This is a genomic window from Mycobacterium sp. MYCO198283 (assembly GCF_021213805.1).
GTDB lineage: Bacteria > Actinomycetota > Actinomycetes > Mycobacteriales > Mycobacteriaceae > Mycobacterium.
In genome coordinates this window covers 178,751-195,381 of the sequence record NZ_JAJQJI010000001.1, presented here as the reverse complement: position 1 = coordinate 195,381, position 16,631 = coordinate 178,751, and the positions used below count along the sequence as shown (strand labels likewise).

Below are 16,631 nucleotides of genomic sequence, written 5' to 3'. Positions count from 1 at the left end.
AACCGGCGCCGCTGCACCCTCGGCTGACCTGGGCTTGGCAGCGATTGGCAGCACGGCGCCTGTGGCTGGCAGTCCCGTCGACACAGCATCGGGAAGTACCGGGGTCGGCGTCGTCGGAGGCTACGCCGCCGGCCCCGGCCCATCCCCGACGAAAGGACCGACCATGACCGCCGCCCATGCCACCCCGACCGCCACGCCGACCCCCACCCGCGACCGCTTCCTGCGCCTCGCGCTGCGCGCCGACGCCGTCATCAGCGGCCTGACGGGGGTCGCCGCGCTGGCGGTCGCGCCCTGGCTCGCCGAGCACTCCGGCACCAGCACCGCCTTCGAATACGCGTCCGGCGCGTTCTTCGTCGGCTACGGCGCCGTCGTCTACGCGCTCTCCACCCGCGCCCGGCTCGCGGCGCCCGGCACGGCGGTGATGGTGGCCAACGTGCTCTACGCGCTGGGCGCCGTCGCGCTCGTGGTCGTCGGACCGTTCGCGCTCACCGACGCCGGCGTGGCGCTGGTCCTCGGCAGCGGCGTCTACACGCTGGTGATGGCCGACCTGCAGTACGTGGGGCTGCGCCGGCTCAAGGCCTAGAGTTTGCGCAACCGCAGGCGGTTGACGTCAGAGTTTGCGCAACCGCAGGCGGTTGACGGTGTGATCTGCGTCCTTGCGCAGCACCAGCGTGGCGCGCGGCCGGGTCGGCAGGATGTTCTCGGTCAGGTTCGGATAGTTGATCGACATCCAGATCGCCCGGGCCGCCGCCACGGCCTCCTCGTCCGACACCCCCGCATAGTGGTGGAAGTGCGACGCCGGATCGGCGAACGCCGTCGAGCGCATGGTCAGAAACCGCGAGATGTACCACTGCTCGATGTCCTCGACCCGGGCGTCGACGTAGATCGAGAAGTCGAACAGGTCCGACACCATCAGCGTCGGCCCGGTCTGCAGCACGTTGAGCCCCTCCAGGATGAGGATGTTCGGCTGCTTCACCACCGTCTTCTCGCCCGGCACGATGTCGTAGATCAGGTGCGAGTACACCGGCGCGCACACCTCGCCGGCGCCGGACTTCACCGCCGTCACGAACCGCATCAACGCGCGCCGGTCGTAGGACTCCGGAAAGCCCTTGCGGTTCATGATCCCGCGCCGCTCCAGCTCGGCGTTCGAATAGAGGAAGCCGTCGGTGGTGACGAGGTCCACGCGCGGGTGGTGCGGCCAGCGAGCCAGCAACGCCTGCAGGACGCGCGCGGTGGTCGACTTGCCGACCGCCACGCTGCCCGCCACGCCGATGACGAACGGCACCGGGTCGGTGGGGTGCTGCTCGCCGAGGAACTCGCCGGTCGCGGCGAACAGCTGCTGACGGGCGGCCACCTGCAGGTGGATCAGCCGGGCCAGCGGCAGGTACACCTCTTCGACCTCGCGTAGGTCCAGCTGTTCCCCGAGGCCGCGGAGCCCGGTCAGCTCCTCCTCGGTGAGTCGCAACGGCGTCGACTTTCGCAACGCGCGCCACTGACTCCGGTCGAACTCCACATAGGGGCTCGGCTCGCTCAGCCGCGGCATGCGGCCAGTCTTGCAGCACGAGCGGCGTCACGGGCGTGTGGGGGCCGACGACTACCGTCGAATGCATGGAGCCCGCCACCCTGATCGACGAGTACCTGCTGCTGGGCCTGCGGTTCGATCGCCTCGAGCGCGGCTACGTCGACGCCTACACCGGCGTCCCGCGGCTGCGCCGGCAGGTGGAGTCCGAGCCGGCGCCCGCACCGTCGGCGCTGGCCCGCCGCGCCCGCGAACTGCAGGCCGCGCTGCCCGAAGCCGGCCTGCCCGCCGACCGGGAGGCGTTCGTCGGGGCGCACCTGCGGGCCCTGGAGTGCTCGGCCCGCACGTTCGCCGGCGAGTCGATCGGATTCGTCGACGAGGTGCACGACTACTTCGACGTGTGGATCGCCAAAGGTGACGAGCAGCGCTACCGCGACGCGCACGCCCGGCTCGACTCCGCGCTCGGCGGCACCGGCCCGCTGGCCGAGCGGATGCAGGCCTACCGCGCGGCCGAGGAGATTCCGCCCGACCGCCTCGCCGAGTGCATCGACGCGTTCTCCAGCGCGCTGCGCGACCGGGTGCGGGCCGCCTTCCCGCTGCCCGAACGCGAGACCGTCGTCTACGAGGTGGTGACCGACAAGCCGTGGTCGGGGTTCAACTACTACGAAGGCGACTACCGCTCCCGGGTGGCCGTCAACGCCGACCTCAAGCAGCAGATGTCGAACCTGCCGCGGCTGGTGGCCCACGAGTCCTACCCCGGCCACCACACCGAGCACTGCCGGAAAGAAGCCGGGCTGGTCGCGACGCGGGGGCAGGCCGAGCAGACGATCTTCCTGGTGAACACCCCGCAGTGCCTGATGGCCGAAGGGCTGGCGGATCTGGCGCTCTACGCCGCGGTCGGGTCAGGGGCGAGCGAAGCGACGGGGGGAGGACAGAGCTGGGGCGCCTGGGCCGCCGAGATCTACGCCGACCTCGGCCTGCGGTTCGACGGCGAGCGGGCCGAGGCGGTGGCCGAGGCGGCCGCCGGCCTGGCCGACGTCCGGCAGGACGCCGCGCTGATGTTGCACGACGAGCACCGCGACGCCGACGAGGTGGCGGCCTTTCTGCAGCGGTGGCTGCTCACCACCGAGCCGCGGGCGCGCCAGACGCTGCGGTTCCTGTCCTCGCCGCTGTGGCGCGCGTACACGAGCACCTATGTCGAGGGCTACCGGTTGCTGCGGGCCTGGCTGGACGACCGGCCGGCCGGCGTCACGCTGACCGAGCGGTTCACCCGGCTGCTCGACGAGCCGCTGATCCCGTCGACGCTGCGGGCGGCCTGAGTCCGCGGCCGCTCGCCGAGATCGACGTTCTGCCGGATTCCACTCGCACTTTTGCGCCCAAACGTGAGTTTCGGCGACGGGGGAGCGGGCGGGGCGAGGCCGCGGCGACGGGCAATTAGGCTGGTGAGCATGACTGCTGAGCCCGTGACCACGTCGGCCGCCGAGTACGCCGCCCCGGGCGCCGAGTACGCCGACACCGCGAGCGCGGCCTACCGCGCCGCGCTGCAGGTCATCGAGACGGTCGAGCCGCGCATCGCCGCCGCCACCCGCCAGGAACTCGCCGACCAGCGCGACTCGCTCAAGCTGATCGCCAGCGAGAACTACGCGTCGCCGGCGGTGCTGCTGACCATGGGCACCTGGCTGTCCGACAAGTACGCCGAGGGCACCATCGGCCACCGGTTCTACGCCGGCTGCCAGAACGTCGACACCGTGGAAAGCCTGGCGGCCGAGCACGCGCGTGAGCTGTTCGGCGCGCCGTACGCCTACGCGCAGCCACATTCGGGCATCGACGCCAACCTGGTGGCGTTCTGGGCGATCCTCGCCACCCGGGTCGAGGCGCCGGGCCTGGCGGAGCTGGGCGCCAAGCACGTCAACGACCTCTCCGAAGCCGACTGGGAGACGCTGCGCAACCGGCTCGGCAACCAACGGCTGCTGGGCATGTCGCTCGACTCCGGCGGCCACCTGACCCACGGCTTCCGGCCCAACATCAGCGGCAAGATGTTCCACCAGCGCAGCTACGGCACCGACCCGGAGACGGGCCTGCTCGACTACGACGCGGTGGCCGCCGCCGCCCGCGAATTCAAGCCGCTCGTGCTGGTCGCCGGCTACTCCGCCTATCCGCGGCGGGTGAACTTCGCGACGATGCGGGAGATCGCCGACGAGGTGGGCGCCACGCTGATGGTCGACATGGCCCACTTCGCCGGCCTGGTCGCGGGCAAGGTGTTCACCGGCGACGAGGACCCGGTGCCGCACGCCCACGTCACGACCACCACGACGCACAAGTCGCTGCGCGGGCCGCGCGGCGGGCTGGTGCTCGCGCAGCCGGAATACGCCGACGCCGTCGACAAGGGCTGCCCGATGGTGCTCGGCGGGCCGCTGTCGCATGTGATGGCCGCGAAAGCGGTGGCGCTCGCCGAGGCGCGGCAGCCGTCGTTCCAGGCCTACGCGCAGCGCGTCGCGGACAACGCCAAGGCGCTGGCCGAGGGATTCACCAAGCGCGGTGCGCGGCTGGTCACCGGCGGCACCGACAACCACATCGTGCTGCTCGACGTCACGAGCTTCGGGCTGACCGGCCGCCAAGCCGAGTCGGCGCTGTTGGACTCCGGTGTCGTCACCAACCGCAACGCCATCCCGGCCGACCCGAACGGCGCGTGGTACACCAGCGGCATCCGGTTCGGCACCCCGGCGCTCACCACCCGCGGGTTCGGCCCCGCGGAGTTCGACCGGGTCGCCGAGCTCGTCGTCGAGGTGCTGAACAACACCACGCCGACGCAGGCGTCCGCCGGACCGTCGAAAGCCAAGTACACGCTCGCCGACGGCACCGCCGCGCGGGTGCACGCCGCGGCCGCCGAACTGCTCGACGCCAACCCGCTGTATCCCGGGCTGACGCTCTGATCTCCGGTACCCCCGGACCCGATTACGAGGAACCTGTATCTGCGGGTTACGGTTAGTTTCATGGCTGAGAAACCGGTTGCCAATGCGTTGACCCTGGAACTCGAGCCCGTGGTCGACGAGAACCTCACCCGTCACCTGGAGACCGACAGCGCCTGGTACGGCCACGATTACGTGCCCTTCGACCAGGGGGAGAACTTCGCGTTCCTGGGCGGCCGGGACTGGGAGCCGTCCGACGTCACGCTGCCCAAGACGGTGACCGACGGGCTGGAGATCCTGCAGATCACCAAGGACAACCTCGCCGGCTACCACCGCGAGCTGGTGTTCAACTTCATCCTCGAGGGCAAGTGGGGCCGCTTCATCGGCCGCTGGACCGCCGAGGAACACCTGCACGCCGTCGCGCTGCGGAACTACCTGGTGGTCACCCGCGAGATCGACCCCGCCGCCAACGAGGACGTGCGGGTCGCGCACACCACCAAGGGCTACCGCAGCGACAACTACTCGCAGATCGAGACGCTGGCGTTCATGGCGATGTTCGAGCGCGCGCACGCCGTCTTCGTGCGCAACCTGCAACGGCTCGTCGAGGAGCCGGTGCTCAAGGCGCTGCTCGGCCGCATCGCGATGGACGAGGAACGCCACGAGCAGATCTTCGCCAACCTCGTCGGCCACCTGCTGACCACGCACCGCGACGAGACCGTCGAGGCCATCGCGAAGCGCGCCCGCACCCTGGGCGTCGTCGGCGGTGACATCGACGCCTATCAGGACAAGGTCGCCACGATGGCCGAGGCCGGGGTGTTCTCCGAGGAGTACCGGCGCCGCGTCATCGCCGACCGCATCCAGGCCTGGGGGGTGTCGGACGAGCCGGCGCTCGCCGAATTCGTCACGAGCCGGTAACGCGCCGCGCGGCGCGCCGTCACCGTCCGGTCACCGGCCCGGGAGTAGCGTCGGCGCCGATGGCTAGCGACTCGCTCTGCTGTCCGGGCGGTGCCACTCGCAAGAGTGCGACAGGACCGGCCCCGGTCCTGTACCGCTGCGCCCCACCCCATTCGGACGTGCGGGTGCCGCGCGGCTCGAGGAGCGCGACGTGACAGATTCATCGGTGCGAACATATGTCCTCGACACCTCCGTGCTGCTGTCCGATCCGTGGGCCTGCACCCGGTTCGCCGAACACGAGGTGGTCGTCCCGCTGGTGGTGATCAGCGAGCTGGAGGCCAAACGCCACCACCACGAGCTCGGTTGGTTCGCCCGGCAGGCGCTGCGGCTGTTCGACGACCTGCGTCTGGAGTACGGCCGGCTCGATCAGCCGGTTCCCGTTGGGACGCAGGGCGGTTCGCTGCACGTCGAGCTCAACCACAGCGATCCGGCGGTGCTGCCCGCGGGTTTCCGCAACGACAGCAACGACGCCCGCATCCTCACCGTCGCCGCGAACCTGGCGGCCGAGGGCAAGCGGGTCACGTTGGTCAGCAAGGACATTCCGCTGCGCGTCAAGGCGGGCGCGGTGGGGCTGGCCGCCGACGAGTACCACGCGCAGGACGTCATCACCTCCGGCTGGACCGGTATGGCGGAGCTGGACGTCACCACCGGCGACGTCGACGCGCTCTACGCCGACGGCGAGATCGATCTCGATGCGGCCCGGAACCTGCCCTGCCACACCGGCATCCGGCTGCTGAGCGGCAGCTCGCATGCGCTCGGCCGGGTGAACGCCGACAAGCGCGTGCAGCTGGTGCGCGGCGACCGCGAAGTGTTCGGCCTCCGGGGAAGGTCCGCCGAACAACGCGTCGCCCTCGATCTGCTGCTCGACGAGTCCGTCGGCATCGTCTCGCTCGGCGGCAAGGCCGGCACCGGCAAGTCGGCGCTGGCGCTGTGCGCGGGTCTGGAGGCGGTGCTGGAACGGCGCACGCAACGCAAGGTCGTGGTGTTCCGGCCGCTGTACGCCGTCGGCGGCCAGGAGCTGGGCTATCTGCCGGGCAGTGAGAGCGAGAAGATGGGCCCGTGGGCGCAGGCCGTCTTCGACACCCTCGAAGGGCTCGCGAGCCCCGCCGTGCTCGACGAGGTGTCCTCGCGCGGAATGCTCGAGGTGCTGCCGCTCACCCACATCCGCGGCCGCAGCCTGCACGACTCGTTCGTGATCGTCGACGAGGCGCAGTCGCTGGAACGCAACGTGCTGCTGACCGTGCTGTCGCGGTTGGGCGCCGGATCGCGGGTGGTGCTCACCCACGACGTCGCGCAGCGCGACAACCTGCGCGTCGGCCGGCACGACGGCGTGGCGGCGGTGATCGAGAAGCTCAAGGGCCATCCGCTGTTCGGGCACATCACGCTCACCCGCAGCGAGCGCTCGCCCATCGCCGCGCTGGTCACCGAGATGCTCGAGGAGATCAGCCCCGGCGCGCTGCCGTGACACGGGGGTGGCTGCCGGGTGTCCGGCAGCCACCACCGGTAAGCTGCCCGCGTGCTACGGCTTCCTGGCTTTCGTAAGGCCGCTCGACCGGTGCGGACCGGCTGGACCTACTGGCGCACCCTGTCGGGCGGCGCCGCGGCCGCCGCGGTGCTCGTGGTCGGCGGCATGACCGGTCATGTCACCCTCGCCAACGCCGACAGCGTCGACTGCGCGGTCGTCAGCTGCGTCGCGTTCACGTTCGACGACGGGCCGAGCCCGTACACCGACCGGCTGCTGCAGGTGCTCAACGACAACGGCGCCAAGTCGACGTTCTTCCTCATCGGCAGCAAGGTGGCGGCCGATCCGGCGGCCGCGAAGCGCATCGCCGACGCCGGCATGGAGGTGGCCAGCCACACCTGGGACCACCCGAACATGACGACGCTGCCGCCGCAGGAGATCCCCGGGGAGTTCAGCCGCGCCAGCGACGCGATCGCCGCCGCCACCGGGCAGCGCCCGACGCTCGTGCGCACCGCCGGTGGTCTCATCAACGACGAGGTGCTCGCCGAAGCCGGCCGGCAGGGGCTCGCCGACATCAACTGGGACGTCATCCCGTTCGACTGGATCAACGACACCAACACCGCCGCCACCCGCGCGGTGCTGATGAGCCAGCTCAAGCCGGGCTCGGTCGTGCTGTTCCACGACACCTACTCGTCGACGGTCGACCTGGTGACCGACTTCCTGCCGGTGCTCAAGGCCAACGGCTACCACCTGGTGACCGTCAGCCACCTGCTCGGGCCGCGGCAGCCGGGCACCACCTACGGCAGCCGCGAGAACGGCCCGCCCGCCAACGTGCTCACCGACATCGCCCCCGCCGCGCCCGCGCCGAACCCGCCGGCGACCGCGGTCGTCGGACAGCTTCCCGCCGGCGCGTAGTTTCGCGGCGCCCCGGACGGGCTACGCGGCGCACGTGCGACGGATCGTCATCACCGGCGCCAGCGGCAACGTCGGCACCGCCCTGCTGCGGGCGCTGCACGCGGCCCCCGACGAGTACGTCATCGACGGCGTCGCGCGCCGCGAGCCGCCCCGCACCGGGGTGTTCGCGCCCGTGCGCTGGCACCGCCTGGACCTCGCCGAGCCCGACGCGGAGCGCCGGCTGGTCCGGGTGTTCGACGGCGTCGACTGCGTGGTGCACCTGGCGTGGGGATTCCAGCCGACGCATGCCGGCGGCTACCTGGCGGCGGCCAGCGTCGGCGGCAGCACGGCGGTGCTGCGCGCCGCCGACACGGCCGGGGTGGGGCACCTGCTGTACATGTCGTCGGCGGGCGCGTACGCGCCGGGCGCGTACGGCCGTCGCGTCGACGAGAGCTGGCCCATCGAGGGGCTTGCCACGTCCACCTACAGCCGGTCGAAGGCCGCCGTGGAGGAGATGCTCGACGTCTACGAGCGCCGCCACCCCGACGACATGATCGTCACCCGGATGCGGCCGGGCCTCGTCGTGCAGCGCGCGGCCGCGACCGGGCTGCGGCGCTACGCCTTCCCGGCGTACCTGTCGCCGCGGTGGCTGCGGTTCTCTCCGGTGCTGCCGGTCGACCGGCGGCTGACGGTGCCGGTGGTGCACGCCGACGACGTCGCCGCGGCCTGCGTGGCCGCCCTGGCACGCGGCACCCGCGGCGCATTCAACCTCAGCGCCGAACCGCCGCTGCGCCGCGACGACATCGCCGCGGCCATGAAGGCCACACCCGTGCACGTGCCCGCCCGGCTCACCCGGTCGGTGGTGAACGTGGGCTGGCGCCTGCGGCTGCAGCCCGTCGAGCCCGGCTGGGTGGACCTGGCGTTCACCGTGCCGCTGTTGGACACCACCCGGGCGCGCACCGTGCTCGGCTGGGCGCCCCGCTGGTCGACCGCCGACGCGATCGCCGACCTGGGGCTCGGTTTCCGCAAACCCGCGCCGGCCGCCGACCCGGTGATGAGCAAGGGACCGGCCCAGGCCGCGCCGGCGGAACTGCCCGACGCGCCCGCGCCGCGCTACATCCCGTGAGGGCCGGCGTGATCCGAGTCTGACGTCACACGCGCCCGGCAGGCCGCGGGGCCGGTGCTGTGCCAGCATCGAAGCGTGACCTCATCCCGCATGTTCTCGGTGTTCGCCGGCTGCGTGACGGCCCTGGGCGCGCTGGGCGCCGTGCCCGCTTCGCCCGCCGCCGCGGCGCCCTGCGCCGACGTCAAGGTGCTCTTCGCCCGCGGCACCACCGAGGCCGTCGGGCTGGGCGGGTTCGGGCAGCAGTTCGCCGACGCGGTGGCCGCGCAGGCCGCGCCGCGCACGGTCGAGGTGACCGCGGTGGACTATCCCGCGAGCCTGGACTTCGCCACCGGCGTCGACGGCGTGCGCAACGCCCGCGCGCAGGTGCTCGACACGGTGGCGTCGTGCCCGGCCACCCAGCTGGTGCTCGGCGGGTACTCGCAGGGCGCCGCGATCATGGGGTTCGTGACCGCCGACGTCGTACCCGACGGGGTGAGCGGCGACGCGCCGCAACCGCTGGAGGCCGCGGTCACCGACCACGTCGCCGCCGTCGCGCTGCTCGGCAAGCCCAACCAGCGCTTCATGACCCAGATCCGGCAGCCCGCGGTGGTCATCGGGCCCGCCTTCACCGCCAAGACCATCGACCTGTGCGCGGCCGGTGACCCGATCTGCTCCGACGGCGGCGATCTGGGCGCGCACGCCGCCTACGCCGCCAACGGCATGGTGGACGAGGCGGCGACGTACGCGGTGTCGCGGCTCAAGCCGCCGACGGCGGTGGCGCCGCGGCCGGCTCCGCAGTAGGCCTAGCGCTCGTCGTCGGTGACCTGCGCCATGGCCAGCACGTCGAGCCGGCGGTCGAGCTCCTCCTCGGAGAGCTTGTCGCCGATCAGCCCGCGGTCGATCACGGCCTGCCGGATGGTCGTGCCGTCCTTGAGCGCCTGCTTGGCTACCTTGGCGGCCTCCTCGTAGCCGATCGCGGAGTTGAGCGGCGTCACGATCGACGGCGACGACTCGGCGAGGGTGCGCAGGCGATCCTCGTTGGCCACCAGGCCGTCGATGCACCGCTGCGCGAACAGCCGGGACACGTTGGCCAGCAACGTGAACGACTCAAGCACGTTGCGCGCCATCATCGGGATGTAGACGTTCAGCTCGAACGCCCCCGACAGGCCGCCGACGGTGACGGCGGCGTCGTTGCCGATGACCTGCGCGGCCACCTGCGTCACCGCTTCGGGGATGACCGGGTTGACCTTGCCCGGCATGATCGAGCTGCCGGGCTGCAGGTCCGGAAGCTGCAGCTCGCCCAGCCCCGTCAGCGGGCCCGACCCCATCCAGCGGATGTCGTTGGCGATCTTGGTCAGCGACACCGCGATGGTCTTCAGCGCGCCCGACGCCTCGACGAGCCCGTCACGGGCGGCTTGGGCTTCGAAGGAGTTCCTGGCCGTGCGCAATTCGGCGAGGCCGGTCTGGTCGACGAGCACCGCGACGACCTTCTCGCCGTAGCCGTCGGGCGCGTTGAGGCCGGTGCCGACGGCGGTGCCGCCGATGGCCAGCTCACCGAGCCTGGGAAGGCACCCGCGCACTCGTTCGATGCCGGCCTCGATCTGGCGGGCGTAGCCGCTGAACTCCTGCCCGAGCGTCACGGGCACGGCGTCCATCAGGTGGGTGCGACCGGACTTCACGACGGTCCGCCACTGCCGCGCCTTGGCGTCGAGCGAGGCGTGCAGCACCTCCAGCGCCGGGATCAGCTGTCGTACGGCCGCTTCGGTGGCGGCGATGTGCGTGGCGGTCGGGAAGGTGTCGTTGGACGACTGCGAGCGGTTGACGTCGTCGTTCGGGTGCACGGTGACGCCGTGCTGTGCGGCGATCGAGGCGATGACCTCGTTGGCGTTCATGTTGGAGCTGGTGCCCGAGCCGGTTTGGAACACGTCGATGGGGAACTGGTCGTCGTGGCGGCCGTCGGCGATCTCGGCGGCCGCGGCGATGATCGCGTCGGCCTTCTCGGCGTCGAGCAGCCCGAGGTCCTTGTTGACCTGCGCGCAGGCACCCTTCAGCAGGCCCAGCGCGCGGATCTGCGTGCGCTCCAGCGGGCGGAACGAGATCGGGAAGTTCTCGACGGCCCGCTGCGTCTGCGCGCGCCACAGCGCGTCCTTGGGCACCCGGACCTCGCCCATGGTGTCGTGCTCGATGCGGTATTCGGCCTGATCGTCGACAGCGTTGTCGGGCATGTGTGTCCTCGGGTTAGGGCAGCGGGTAGGCGGCGTTGCTGTCGCCGATGAAGTCGACAGCGGAGTACTCGTTGAGCTTCGAGAGCCGGTGGTAGGCCTCGATCATGCGGACGGTGCCGGACTTGGAGCGCATGACGATCGACTGCGTGGTGCAGCCGCCGCCGACGTAGCGCACGCCCTGCAGCAGGTCGCCGTCGGTGACGCCGGTGGCGCAGAAGAACACGTTCTCGCCCGACACCAGGTCCTCGGTGGTGAGTACGCGGTCGACGTCGTGGCCGGCGTCGATGGCCTTCTGCCGCTCCTCGTCGTCCTTGGGCGCCAGCTGCGCGTGGATGGCGCCGCCCATGCAGCGGATCGCGGCCGCGGTGATGATGCCCTCCGGCGTGCCGCCGATACCGGCCAGCATGTCGGTGCCCGAGTTGGGGCGACACGCGGAGATGGCGCCGGCGACGTCGCCGTCGGAGATCAGCCGGATGCGGGCGCCGGCCTCGCGGGCGTCGGCGATCAGCTGTTCGTGGCGGGGCCGGTCGAGGATGCAGACCGTCACGTCGCGCACCGACAGGCCCTTGACCTTGGCGACCGAGCGGATGTTGTCGCCGATCGGGGCGGTGATGTCGATGGCGTCGACGGCGTCCGGGCCGACGGCGATCTTGTTCATGTAGAACACCGCCGACGGGTCGAACATCGCGCCGCGCTCGGCCACCGCCAGCACCGAGATGGCGTTGGGCATGCCCTTGCTCATCAGCGTGGTGCCGTCGATCGGGTCGACGGCGAAGTCGCACTCCGGGCCGTCGCCGTTGCCGACCTCCTCGCCGTTGTAGAGCATCGGCGCGTTGTCCTTCTCGCCCTCGCCGATCACCACGACGCCGCGCATGGACACCGAGTTCACGAGCTCGCGCATCGCGTCGACCGCGGCGCCGTCGCCGCCTTCCTTGTCGCCGCGCCCCACCCAGCGGCCGGCGGCCATGGCGCCGGCCTCGGTGACGCGGACGAGTTCGAGGGCGAGGTTGCGGTCCGGAGCTTCCCGGCGACGGGCCGATGAGCCGCTTGCGCCAGGAGCAGACGATTCAGGCATGCTCGGGATTGTCCCAGAGACCGGCACCCCTCGGGGAGCTGGGATAGTGATAGACGTGCCCGTCGAGCCGCAGCCGCAACCGAAGCCGGCCAAGAACCGGCTCTTCCAGGACGGCCGCGACATGTTCTGGTCGCTCGTGCCGCTGGTGGTGGTGTGCGTCGCGTTGGCCGGGATCCTCGGCCGGTGCTCGTTCGCGCCCACCGGGCCCGGGCGATCCGAGCCGCCGCCGTTCGACGTCGCGGCGGCGCTGCAGTCCGACGCCGACGCGCTCGCGGTGCCGGTGCGGATGCCGCGGCTGCCCGACGACTGGCGGGCGAACTCGGGTCGACGCGACGGCATCGAGGCCGGCCGCACCGATCCCGCGACCGGCCGCCAGGTGCGCGCGGTGAGCTCGACCGTCGGCTACCTCGCGCCGTCGGGCCTGTTCGTCAGCCTCACCCAGACCGACGCCGACGAGGACGCGCTGCTGGCGTCGCTGCCCGACGAGCGCACGCCCACCGGCACCCGGAAGGTCGGCGACCGGTCGTGGGTGGTCTACGAGGGCGGCGAGGACGTCGAACCGGCGTGGACCACCGCGATCCCGGCGCCGGGCGCCGCGCGGCTGCTGATCACCGGCGCCGCCGGCGAGGACGACTTCCGCACGCTGGCCGCCGCGGTGCAGGACCAGCCGCCGCTGAAACCCCGGCCCTGAGCACAGGAGACGACGTGACCGCAGGCCCCACGTCCGATGGCGCCGCCGCGTCGGCTCCGCAAGCCGACCTCACCGGCTGGACACCGGCGGCGTTCACCGCGCACGGCATCACCCACGACGTCTACTCCAAGGGCTCGGGTCCCGGTGTCGTGCTCATCCCCGAGATGCCCGGCCTGCACCCCGGCGTGCTGGCGCTGGGGAACCACCTCGTCGACCACGGCTTCACGGTCGCCGCCCCGTCGCTCTACGGCACGCCCGGCGCGGCGGCGATGACTCCGGCCGCACTCGCGGTGCTGGTGCGCGGCTGCGTGTCCCGCGAGTTCGCGGCGTTCGCGACCAACGCCGAACGGCCCGTCGCCCACTATCTGCGGGCACTGGCCCGCGACCTGAACGCGAGAACCCCCGGCAAGGGTGTCGGCGTCATCGGCCAGTGCTTCTCCGGCGGCTTCGCGCTCGCCGCGGCGGTCGACGACAGTGTGCTCGCACCGGTGCTGAGCCAGCCGTCGTTGCCGTTGCCGCTGACGCCCACGCAGCGCCGCGACCCCGGGCTGTCGGAGCGCGAGCTGCGAATCGTCAAGCGGCGCACCGAAACCGACGGGCTGTGTGCGCTGGGCCTGCGGTTCAGCGAGGACGCCATGTCGCCGGGCGAGCGCTTCGCCACGCTCAAGGAGCGGCTGGGTGATGCGTTCGAGTGCATCGAGATCAACTCGGCGAAAGGCAATCCCGACGGGTTGGGGCGGATGGCGCACTCGGTGCTCACCGACCAGGTGCGTGAACGCGACGGCCACCCCGCCTACGAAGCCCGCAAGCGGATGACGCAGTTCTTGATCGACCGGCTCTGCTGACCCCGCGCTCAGCCGCCGGCGGCGAGCCTCATGGTGTGCCCGTAGACGTCGGGGTAGCGCTTGAGATGCGCGCCGCCGTTGAGGTCGATCACCTCGCCGGTGAGCCACGACGCGGAGTCCGAACACAGGAACGCGACCGCGGCCGCGACGTCCTCGGGCGTGCCGGCGCGTCCCAGGGCGGTGTTGTCCACGTAGTCGTCGACGACGCCGGGGATCATGGTCGCCGGCTCGGTGAGCGGGGTGCGGACGAACCCGGGGGAGACGGCGTTGACGCGAATGCCCCTCGACCCCAGTTCGAGGGCCGCGACTTGGGTCAGCATCGCCAGGCCGGCCTTCGCCGAGCAGTAGGCGCTCATGCCGACCGCGGGCTGGCGGGCGTTCAGCGACGTCAGCGACACCAGCGAGCCGCCGTCGCGCAGCCGCGGCGCGGCGTGCTGCATCACCAGGTACGCGCCGGTCAGGCAGACGTCGAGCACGGCGCGGAACTGCTCGACGGGCTGCTCGGTGATGAGCCCCAGGCCGCTGATGCCCGCGCAGTTGACCACCGCCGCGAGCTCGTCGTGGGCGGCGAACAGCGCGGCCACCGACGCGCCGTCGGTGACCTCGACGGCGGCGGCGGTGTGCGGCTCGCCGAGTTCGGCGGCCCTCGCCTGCGCGCCGTCGGTGTTGCGGTCGGCGACCACGACGGTGTGGCCGTCGGCGGCCAGGTGCTGCGCGATCGCCCACCCGAGCCCCGACGCGCCGCCGACGACGACCGCCGTGGCGCTCACGCGGGCGGCCGGTCCGGGGAGGGGTCGCCGAACGCCTCCCGGATGGCGGGCCACAGCTCCGCGTAGGTGCCCGGCTTGCCGTAGTAGACCGAGCGCCGCTTCATCACCAGTCCGACGGCCGGCGCGGCGAGCATCAGCAGGTAGCGCTTGACGCCGACGTTGGCGCGGGTGTCGGCGAGCAGCTGGGGGAAGCTGCGGGTCTGGTGGTGCAGCACCGCCTGCGCCGCAGCGCTGTCCATCCAGTCGGTGGCGAACCAGTTCTCGTCGCTGTCGGGATCGCCCGGGCGGCCCTTCGGGAACGCGCCGCGCAGGCCGATTGCGTCCGCGGTGGCCGAGGCGATCTCGCCCTGGCGCAGCCGGTGGGTGTCGTCGCCGCCGATCAGCAGCACCTGGCCCACCGCGTCGACGGTGGTGGCCGCGGCGAACGCGCGCGCCACGTCGCGGACGTCGACGGTCTGCAGCCGGCCGTCGGCGGGCAGCGCGCTCTCGAACTTCAACAGCGCCGGATCGGTGTCGACCTTGAGCTGCGAGGTGAGCACGCCGCCGAGCCGCAGGATCAGCCAGTCGAGCGCGGACTCGCGCACCAGCGCCTCGGCCTCCACCTTGTGTCCGCCGTAGAGGTCGGTCGGAGCGACGGGGGTGTCGGCGGTCAGCACGTCGGTGTGCCGGTGCGGGTTGCGCCCGCCGTACACCGCGATGCTCGACGCCTGGACGAACCGGGGCGGCGCCGGGAGCTTCTCGGCGGCGCGCAGCAGGTTCGCGGTGGCGTCGACGTTCACCTTCCGCGCCAGCTCCCGGCGCTGGTAGCAGAACGGCGGGATCATCGCCGCGAGGTGCACGATCGCGGCGGGCGTGACGTTCGACAGCAGGTCCTCGACGGAGTCGGCGTCGGTGAGGTCGGTCCACACCACGCGGACGCCGGCGGGCAGCTTCGCGGCGGCCTTCCGGTTGGCCGGGGTGTTGAGATCGGTGGCGACGACGGTGCGGCCGTCCTCGGCGAGTCGGATGACGGTCGCGGTTCCCACCAGCCCGAAGGCTCCGGTCACCAATACGGTTTCGGCCATGGCTGTAAAGCCTAGACGGCGACGGGCTCGCGTCGCGCCGCTCCGCGGATGCTCTGGAAAAGTTCGACGTAGTACGGCAGGCACTCGCGCAGCGCCTGCTCGGTGGTGAACAGCGGCTCGTAGCCCAGCTCGCGGCGCGCCTTGGCGATCGAGAAGTAGTTGTCCAGCGACACCCGCTCGATCGCCAGCGGTTCGATGGGCGGGGCGGGGACGAGGCGCGGCCACCACAGGTGCAGCCGCTGCCAGGCGGTCACGACCGCGAGCACCGGCTTGGCGGGGATGCGGACGGTGGGCCAGCGCTCGCCGCAGGCCGCCATGACCGGACGCACGAACTCGAACATGTTGATCGCTTCGCCGTCGTTGACGAAGTAGGCCTGACCGGGTGCGGTGCCGCCCTCGACGAGGTGCTCGGCGGCCAGCACGAAGCCGTGCACCAGGTTGTGGACGTAGGAGTTGTCGAGCCTGGCCCGCTTGCTGCCGATGAGCACCTTGACCTGCCCGGCGACCACGTTCTCGAAGAGCTTCCGAAACATCGTCTGGTCGCCGCACCCCCAGATGCCGCTGGGGCGGATCGAGCAGGTCAGCATGCCCGCGACGCCGTTCTGGCCCAGGACGAACCGCTCGGCGATCACCTTGGTCTCGGTGTAGAGGTCGTTGAAGCGGTCGGTGTAGGGCAGCGTCTCGTCGCCGTCGGTGATCGGTTGCCCGCCCATCACGACGCTGTTCGACGCCGTGTACACGAACCGCCGCACCCCGGCTGCCTGCGCCGCGCGCACCAGCTTCTCGGTGCCGCCCACGTTGATCGCGAAGCTGCGGCGCCGGCTCTCGTCGTCGGCGCCGGCCAGCAGGTCGATGACGGCGGCGGTGTGGAAGACGGTGTCGATGCCGTCGACGGCGGCGGCGACGGTTGCTTCGTCGCAGATGTCGCCGTGGCGCGTCTCCAGCCGAGGATGGTCGGGCAGCGGCGAGGGCGCCCGGTCGAACGACCGCACCCGGTGGCCGCGGTCGAGCAGTTCGCGAACGAGGTTGGTGCCGACAAAGCCGGAGCCCCCGGTCACCAGGATCGAGCCGAGTGGAGTCGTCAGCGTGGCGTCACCCATGCGCCGAGCATAAGTGAA

General features: G+C 71.7%; 16 protein-coding genes. 10 read left to right on the top strand and 6 right to left on the bottom strand.

Going from position 1 to position 16,631, the window contains the following annotated elements; translation table 11 throughout:
- Positions 1-163 precede the first annotated feature (163 nt).
- Positions 164-583 (top strand): hypothetical protein, encoded by a 420-nt coding sequence (locus tag LV457_RS00950; protein ID WP_232168475.1) that lies wholly within the window; start codon positions 164-166, stop codon positions 581-583.
- A 27-nt stretch (positions 584-610) separates the two neighbouring features.
- Here LV457_RS00950 and coaA read toward each other — a convergent pair whose 3' ends face one another.
- Positions 611-1,543: a type I pantothenate kinase gene (gene coaA / locus LV457_RS00945; RefSeq protein ID WP_232168474.1), complete on the bottom strand. Its 933-nt coding sequence runs from the start codon at positions 1,541-1,543 to the stop codon at positions 611-613.
- A 65-nt stretch (positions 1,544-1,608) separates the two neighbouring features.
- On the opposite strand from coaA, the gene LV457_RS00940 reads away from it, so the two are divergent.
- The 7 genes from LV457_RS00940 to LV457_RS00910 all read left to right on the top strand — a co-directional run bounded on the left by LV457_RS00940 (position 1,609) and on the right by LV457_RS00910 (position 9,644).
- Positions 1,609-2,838 (top strand): DUF885 domain-containing protein, encoded by a 1,230-nt coding sequence (locus tag LV457_RS00940; protein WP_232168473.1) that lies wholly within the window; start codon positions 1,609-1,611, stop codon positions 2,836-2,838.
- Positions 2,839-2,967: 129 nt separating this feature from the next.
- A complete protein-coding gene (locus LV457_RS00935; protein WP_232168472.1) occupies positions 2,968-4,452 on the top strand; it encodes a glycine hydroxymethyltransferase in 1,485 nt (494 codons plus the stop codon).
- 60 nt (positions 4,453-4,512) lie between these two features.
- Positions 4,513-5,343 (top strand): acyl-ACP desaturase, encoded by an 831-nt coding sequence (locus LV457_RS00930; protein WP_232168471.1) that lies wholly within the window; start codon positions 4,513-4,515, stop codon positions 5,341-5,343.
- A gap of 190 nt (positions 5,344-5,533) precedes the next feature.
- Positions 5,534-6,847 carry a PhoH family protein gene (locus LV457_RS00925; RefSeq protein ID WP_232168470.1) on the top strand — a complete coding sequence of 438 codons (1,314 nt, stop codon included), beginning with the start codon at positions 5,534-5,536 and terminating at the stop codon, positions 6,845-6,847.
- Between the two features lie 51 nt (positions 6,848-6,898).
- Positions 6,899-7,759 (top strand): polysaccharide deacetylase family protein, encoded by an 861-nt coding sequence (locus tag LV457_RS00920; protein WP_374198685.1) that lies wholly within the window; start codon positions 6,899-6,901, stop codon positions 7,757-7,759.
- Positions 7,760-7,793: 34 nt separating this feature from the next.
- A complete protein-coding gene (locus tag LV457_RS00915) occupies positions 7,794-8,864 on the top strand; it encodes an NAD-dependent epimerase/dehydratase family protein (protein ID WP_232168466.1) in 1,071 nt (356 codons plus the stop codon).
- A 75-nt stretch (positions 8,865-8,939) separates the two neighbouring features.
- Positions 8,940-9,644 (top strand): cutinase family protein, encoded by a 705-nt coding sequence (locus LV457_RS00910; protein ID WP_232168465.1) that lies wholly within the window; start codon positions 8,940-8,942, stop codon positions 9,642-9,644.
- A 2-nt stretch (positions 9,645-9,646) separates the two neighbouring features.
- On the opposite strand, the gene LV457_RS00905 is transcribed toward LV457_RS00910, so the two are convergent.
- On the bottom strand, positions 9,647-11,068 hold the full coding sequence (locus LV457_RS00905; RefSeq protein ID WP_232168463.1) for a class II fumarate hydratase: 1,422 nt from the start codon (positions 11,066-11,068) through the stop codon (positions 9,647-9,649).
- A gap of 13 nt (positions 11,069-11,081) precedes the next feature.
- Positions 11,082-12,143 (bottom strand): class II fructose-bisphosphatase, encoded by a 1,062-nt coding sequence (gene glpX, locus LV457_RS00900; protein ID WP_232168461.1) that lies wholly within the window; start codon positions 12,141-12,143, stop codon positions 11,082-11,084.
- A gap of 55 nt (positions 12,144-12,198) precedes the next feature.
- Between glpX and LV457_RS00895 the strand changes: the two genes are divergently transcribed.
- Positions 12,199-12,834, top strand: coding sequence for a DUF4245 domain-containing protein (locus LV457_RS00895; protein WP_232168460.1), 636 nt, complete (start codon positions 12,199-12,201; stop codon positions 12,832-12,834).
- A gap of 14 nt (positions 12,835-12,848) precedes the next feature.
- Positions 12,849-13,679: a dienelactone hydrolase family protein gene (locus LV457_RS00890; protein ID WP_232168459.1), complete on the top strand. Its 831-nt coding sequence runs from the start codon at positions 12,849-12,851 to the stop codon at positions 13,677-13,679.
- An 8-nt stretch (positions 13,680-13,687) separates the two neighbouring features.
- Here the strand turns inward: LV457_RS00890 and LV457_RS00885 are convergent, their stop codons facing one another.
- The 3 genes from LV457_RS00885 to LV457_RS00875 are packed head-to-tail and all read right to left on the bottom strand — an operon-like array spanning position 13,688 to position 16,613.
- Entirely contained in the window at positions 13,688-14,449 is a 762-nt protein-coding gene (locus tag LV457_RS00885; RefSeq protein WP_232168458.1) for an SDR family NAD(P)-dependent oxidoreductase, read from the bottom strand.
- Positions 14,446-15,513, bottom strand: a complete 1,068-nt coding sequence (locus LV457_RS00880; RefSeq protein ID WP_232168457.1) for an NAD(P)-dependent oxidoreductase — start codon at positions 15,511-15,513, stop codon at positions 14,446-14,448. The genes LV457_RS00885 and LV457_RS00880 overlap by 4 nt, the downstream gene beginning before the upstream one ends.
- A gap of 11 nt (positions 15,514-15,524) precedes the next feature.
- On the bottom strand, positions 15,525-16,613 hold the full coding sequence (locus tag LV457_RS00875; RefSeq protein ID WP_232168456.1) for an NAD-dependent epimerase/dehydratase family protein: 1,089 nt from the start codon (positions 16,611-16,613) through the stop codon (positions 15,525-15,527).
- Positions 16,614-16,631: the final 18 nt, after the last annotated feature.

What these genes read in the sequence shown, in the direction of transcription:
- LV457_RS00940 (WP_232168473.1), top strand. Translation starts at nt 1,609, where the DNA reads ATGGAGCCCGCCACCCTGATCGACGAGTACCTGCTGCTGGGCCTGCGG.
- LV457_RS00875 (WP_232168456.1), bottom strand. Translation starts at nt 16,613, where the DNA reads ATGGGTGACGCCACGCTGACGACTCCACTCGGCTCGATCCTGGTGACC.
- glpX (WP_232168461.1), bottom strand. Translation starts at nt 12,143, where the DNA reads ATGCCTGAATCGTCTGCTCCTGGCGCAAGCGGCTCATCGGCCCGTCGC.
- coaA (WP_232168474.1), bottom strand. Translation starts at nt 1,543, where the DNA reads ATGCCGCGGCTGAGCGAGCCGAGCCCCTATGTGGAGTTCGACCGGAGT.
- LV457_RS00930 (WP_232168471.1), top strand. Translation starts at nt 4,513, where the DNA reads ATGGCTGAGAAACCGGTTGCCAATGCGTTGACCCTGGAACTCGAGCCC.
- LV457_RS00905 (WP_232168463.1), bottom strand. Translation starts at nt 11,068, where the DNA reads ATGCCCGACAACGCTGTCGACGATCAGGCCGAATACCGCATCGAGCAC.
- LV457_RS00935 (WP_232168472.1), top strand. Translation starts at nt 2,968, where the DNA reads ATGACTGCTGAGCCCGTGACCACGTCGGCCGCCGAGTACGCCGCCCCG.
- LV457_RS00880 (WP_232168457.1), bottom strand. Translation starts at nt 15,513, where the DNA reads ATGGCCGAAACCGTATTGGTGACCGGAGCCTTCGGGCTGGTGGGAACC.
- LV457_RS00950 (WP_232168475.1), top strand. Translation starts at nt 164, where the DNA reads ATGACCGCCGCCCATGCCACCCCGACCGCCACGCCGACCCCCACCCGC.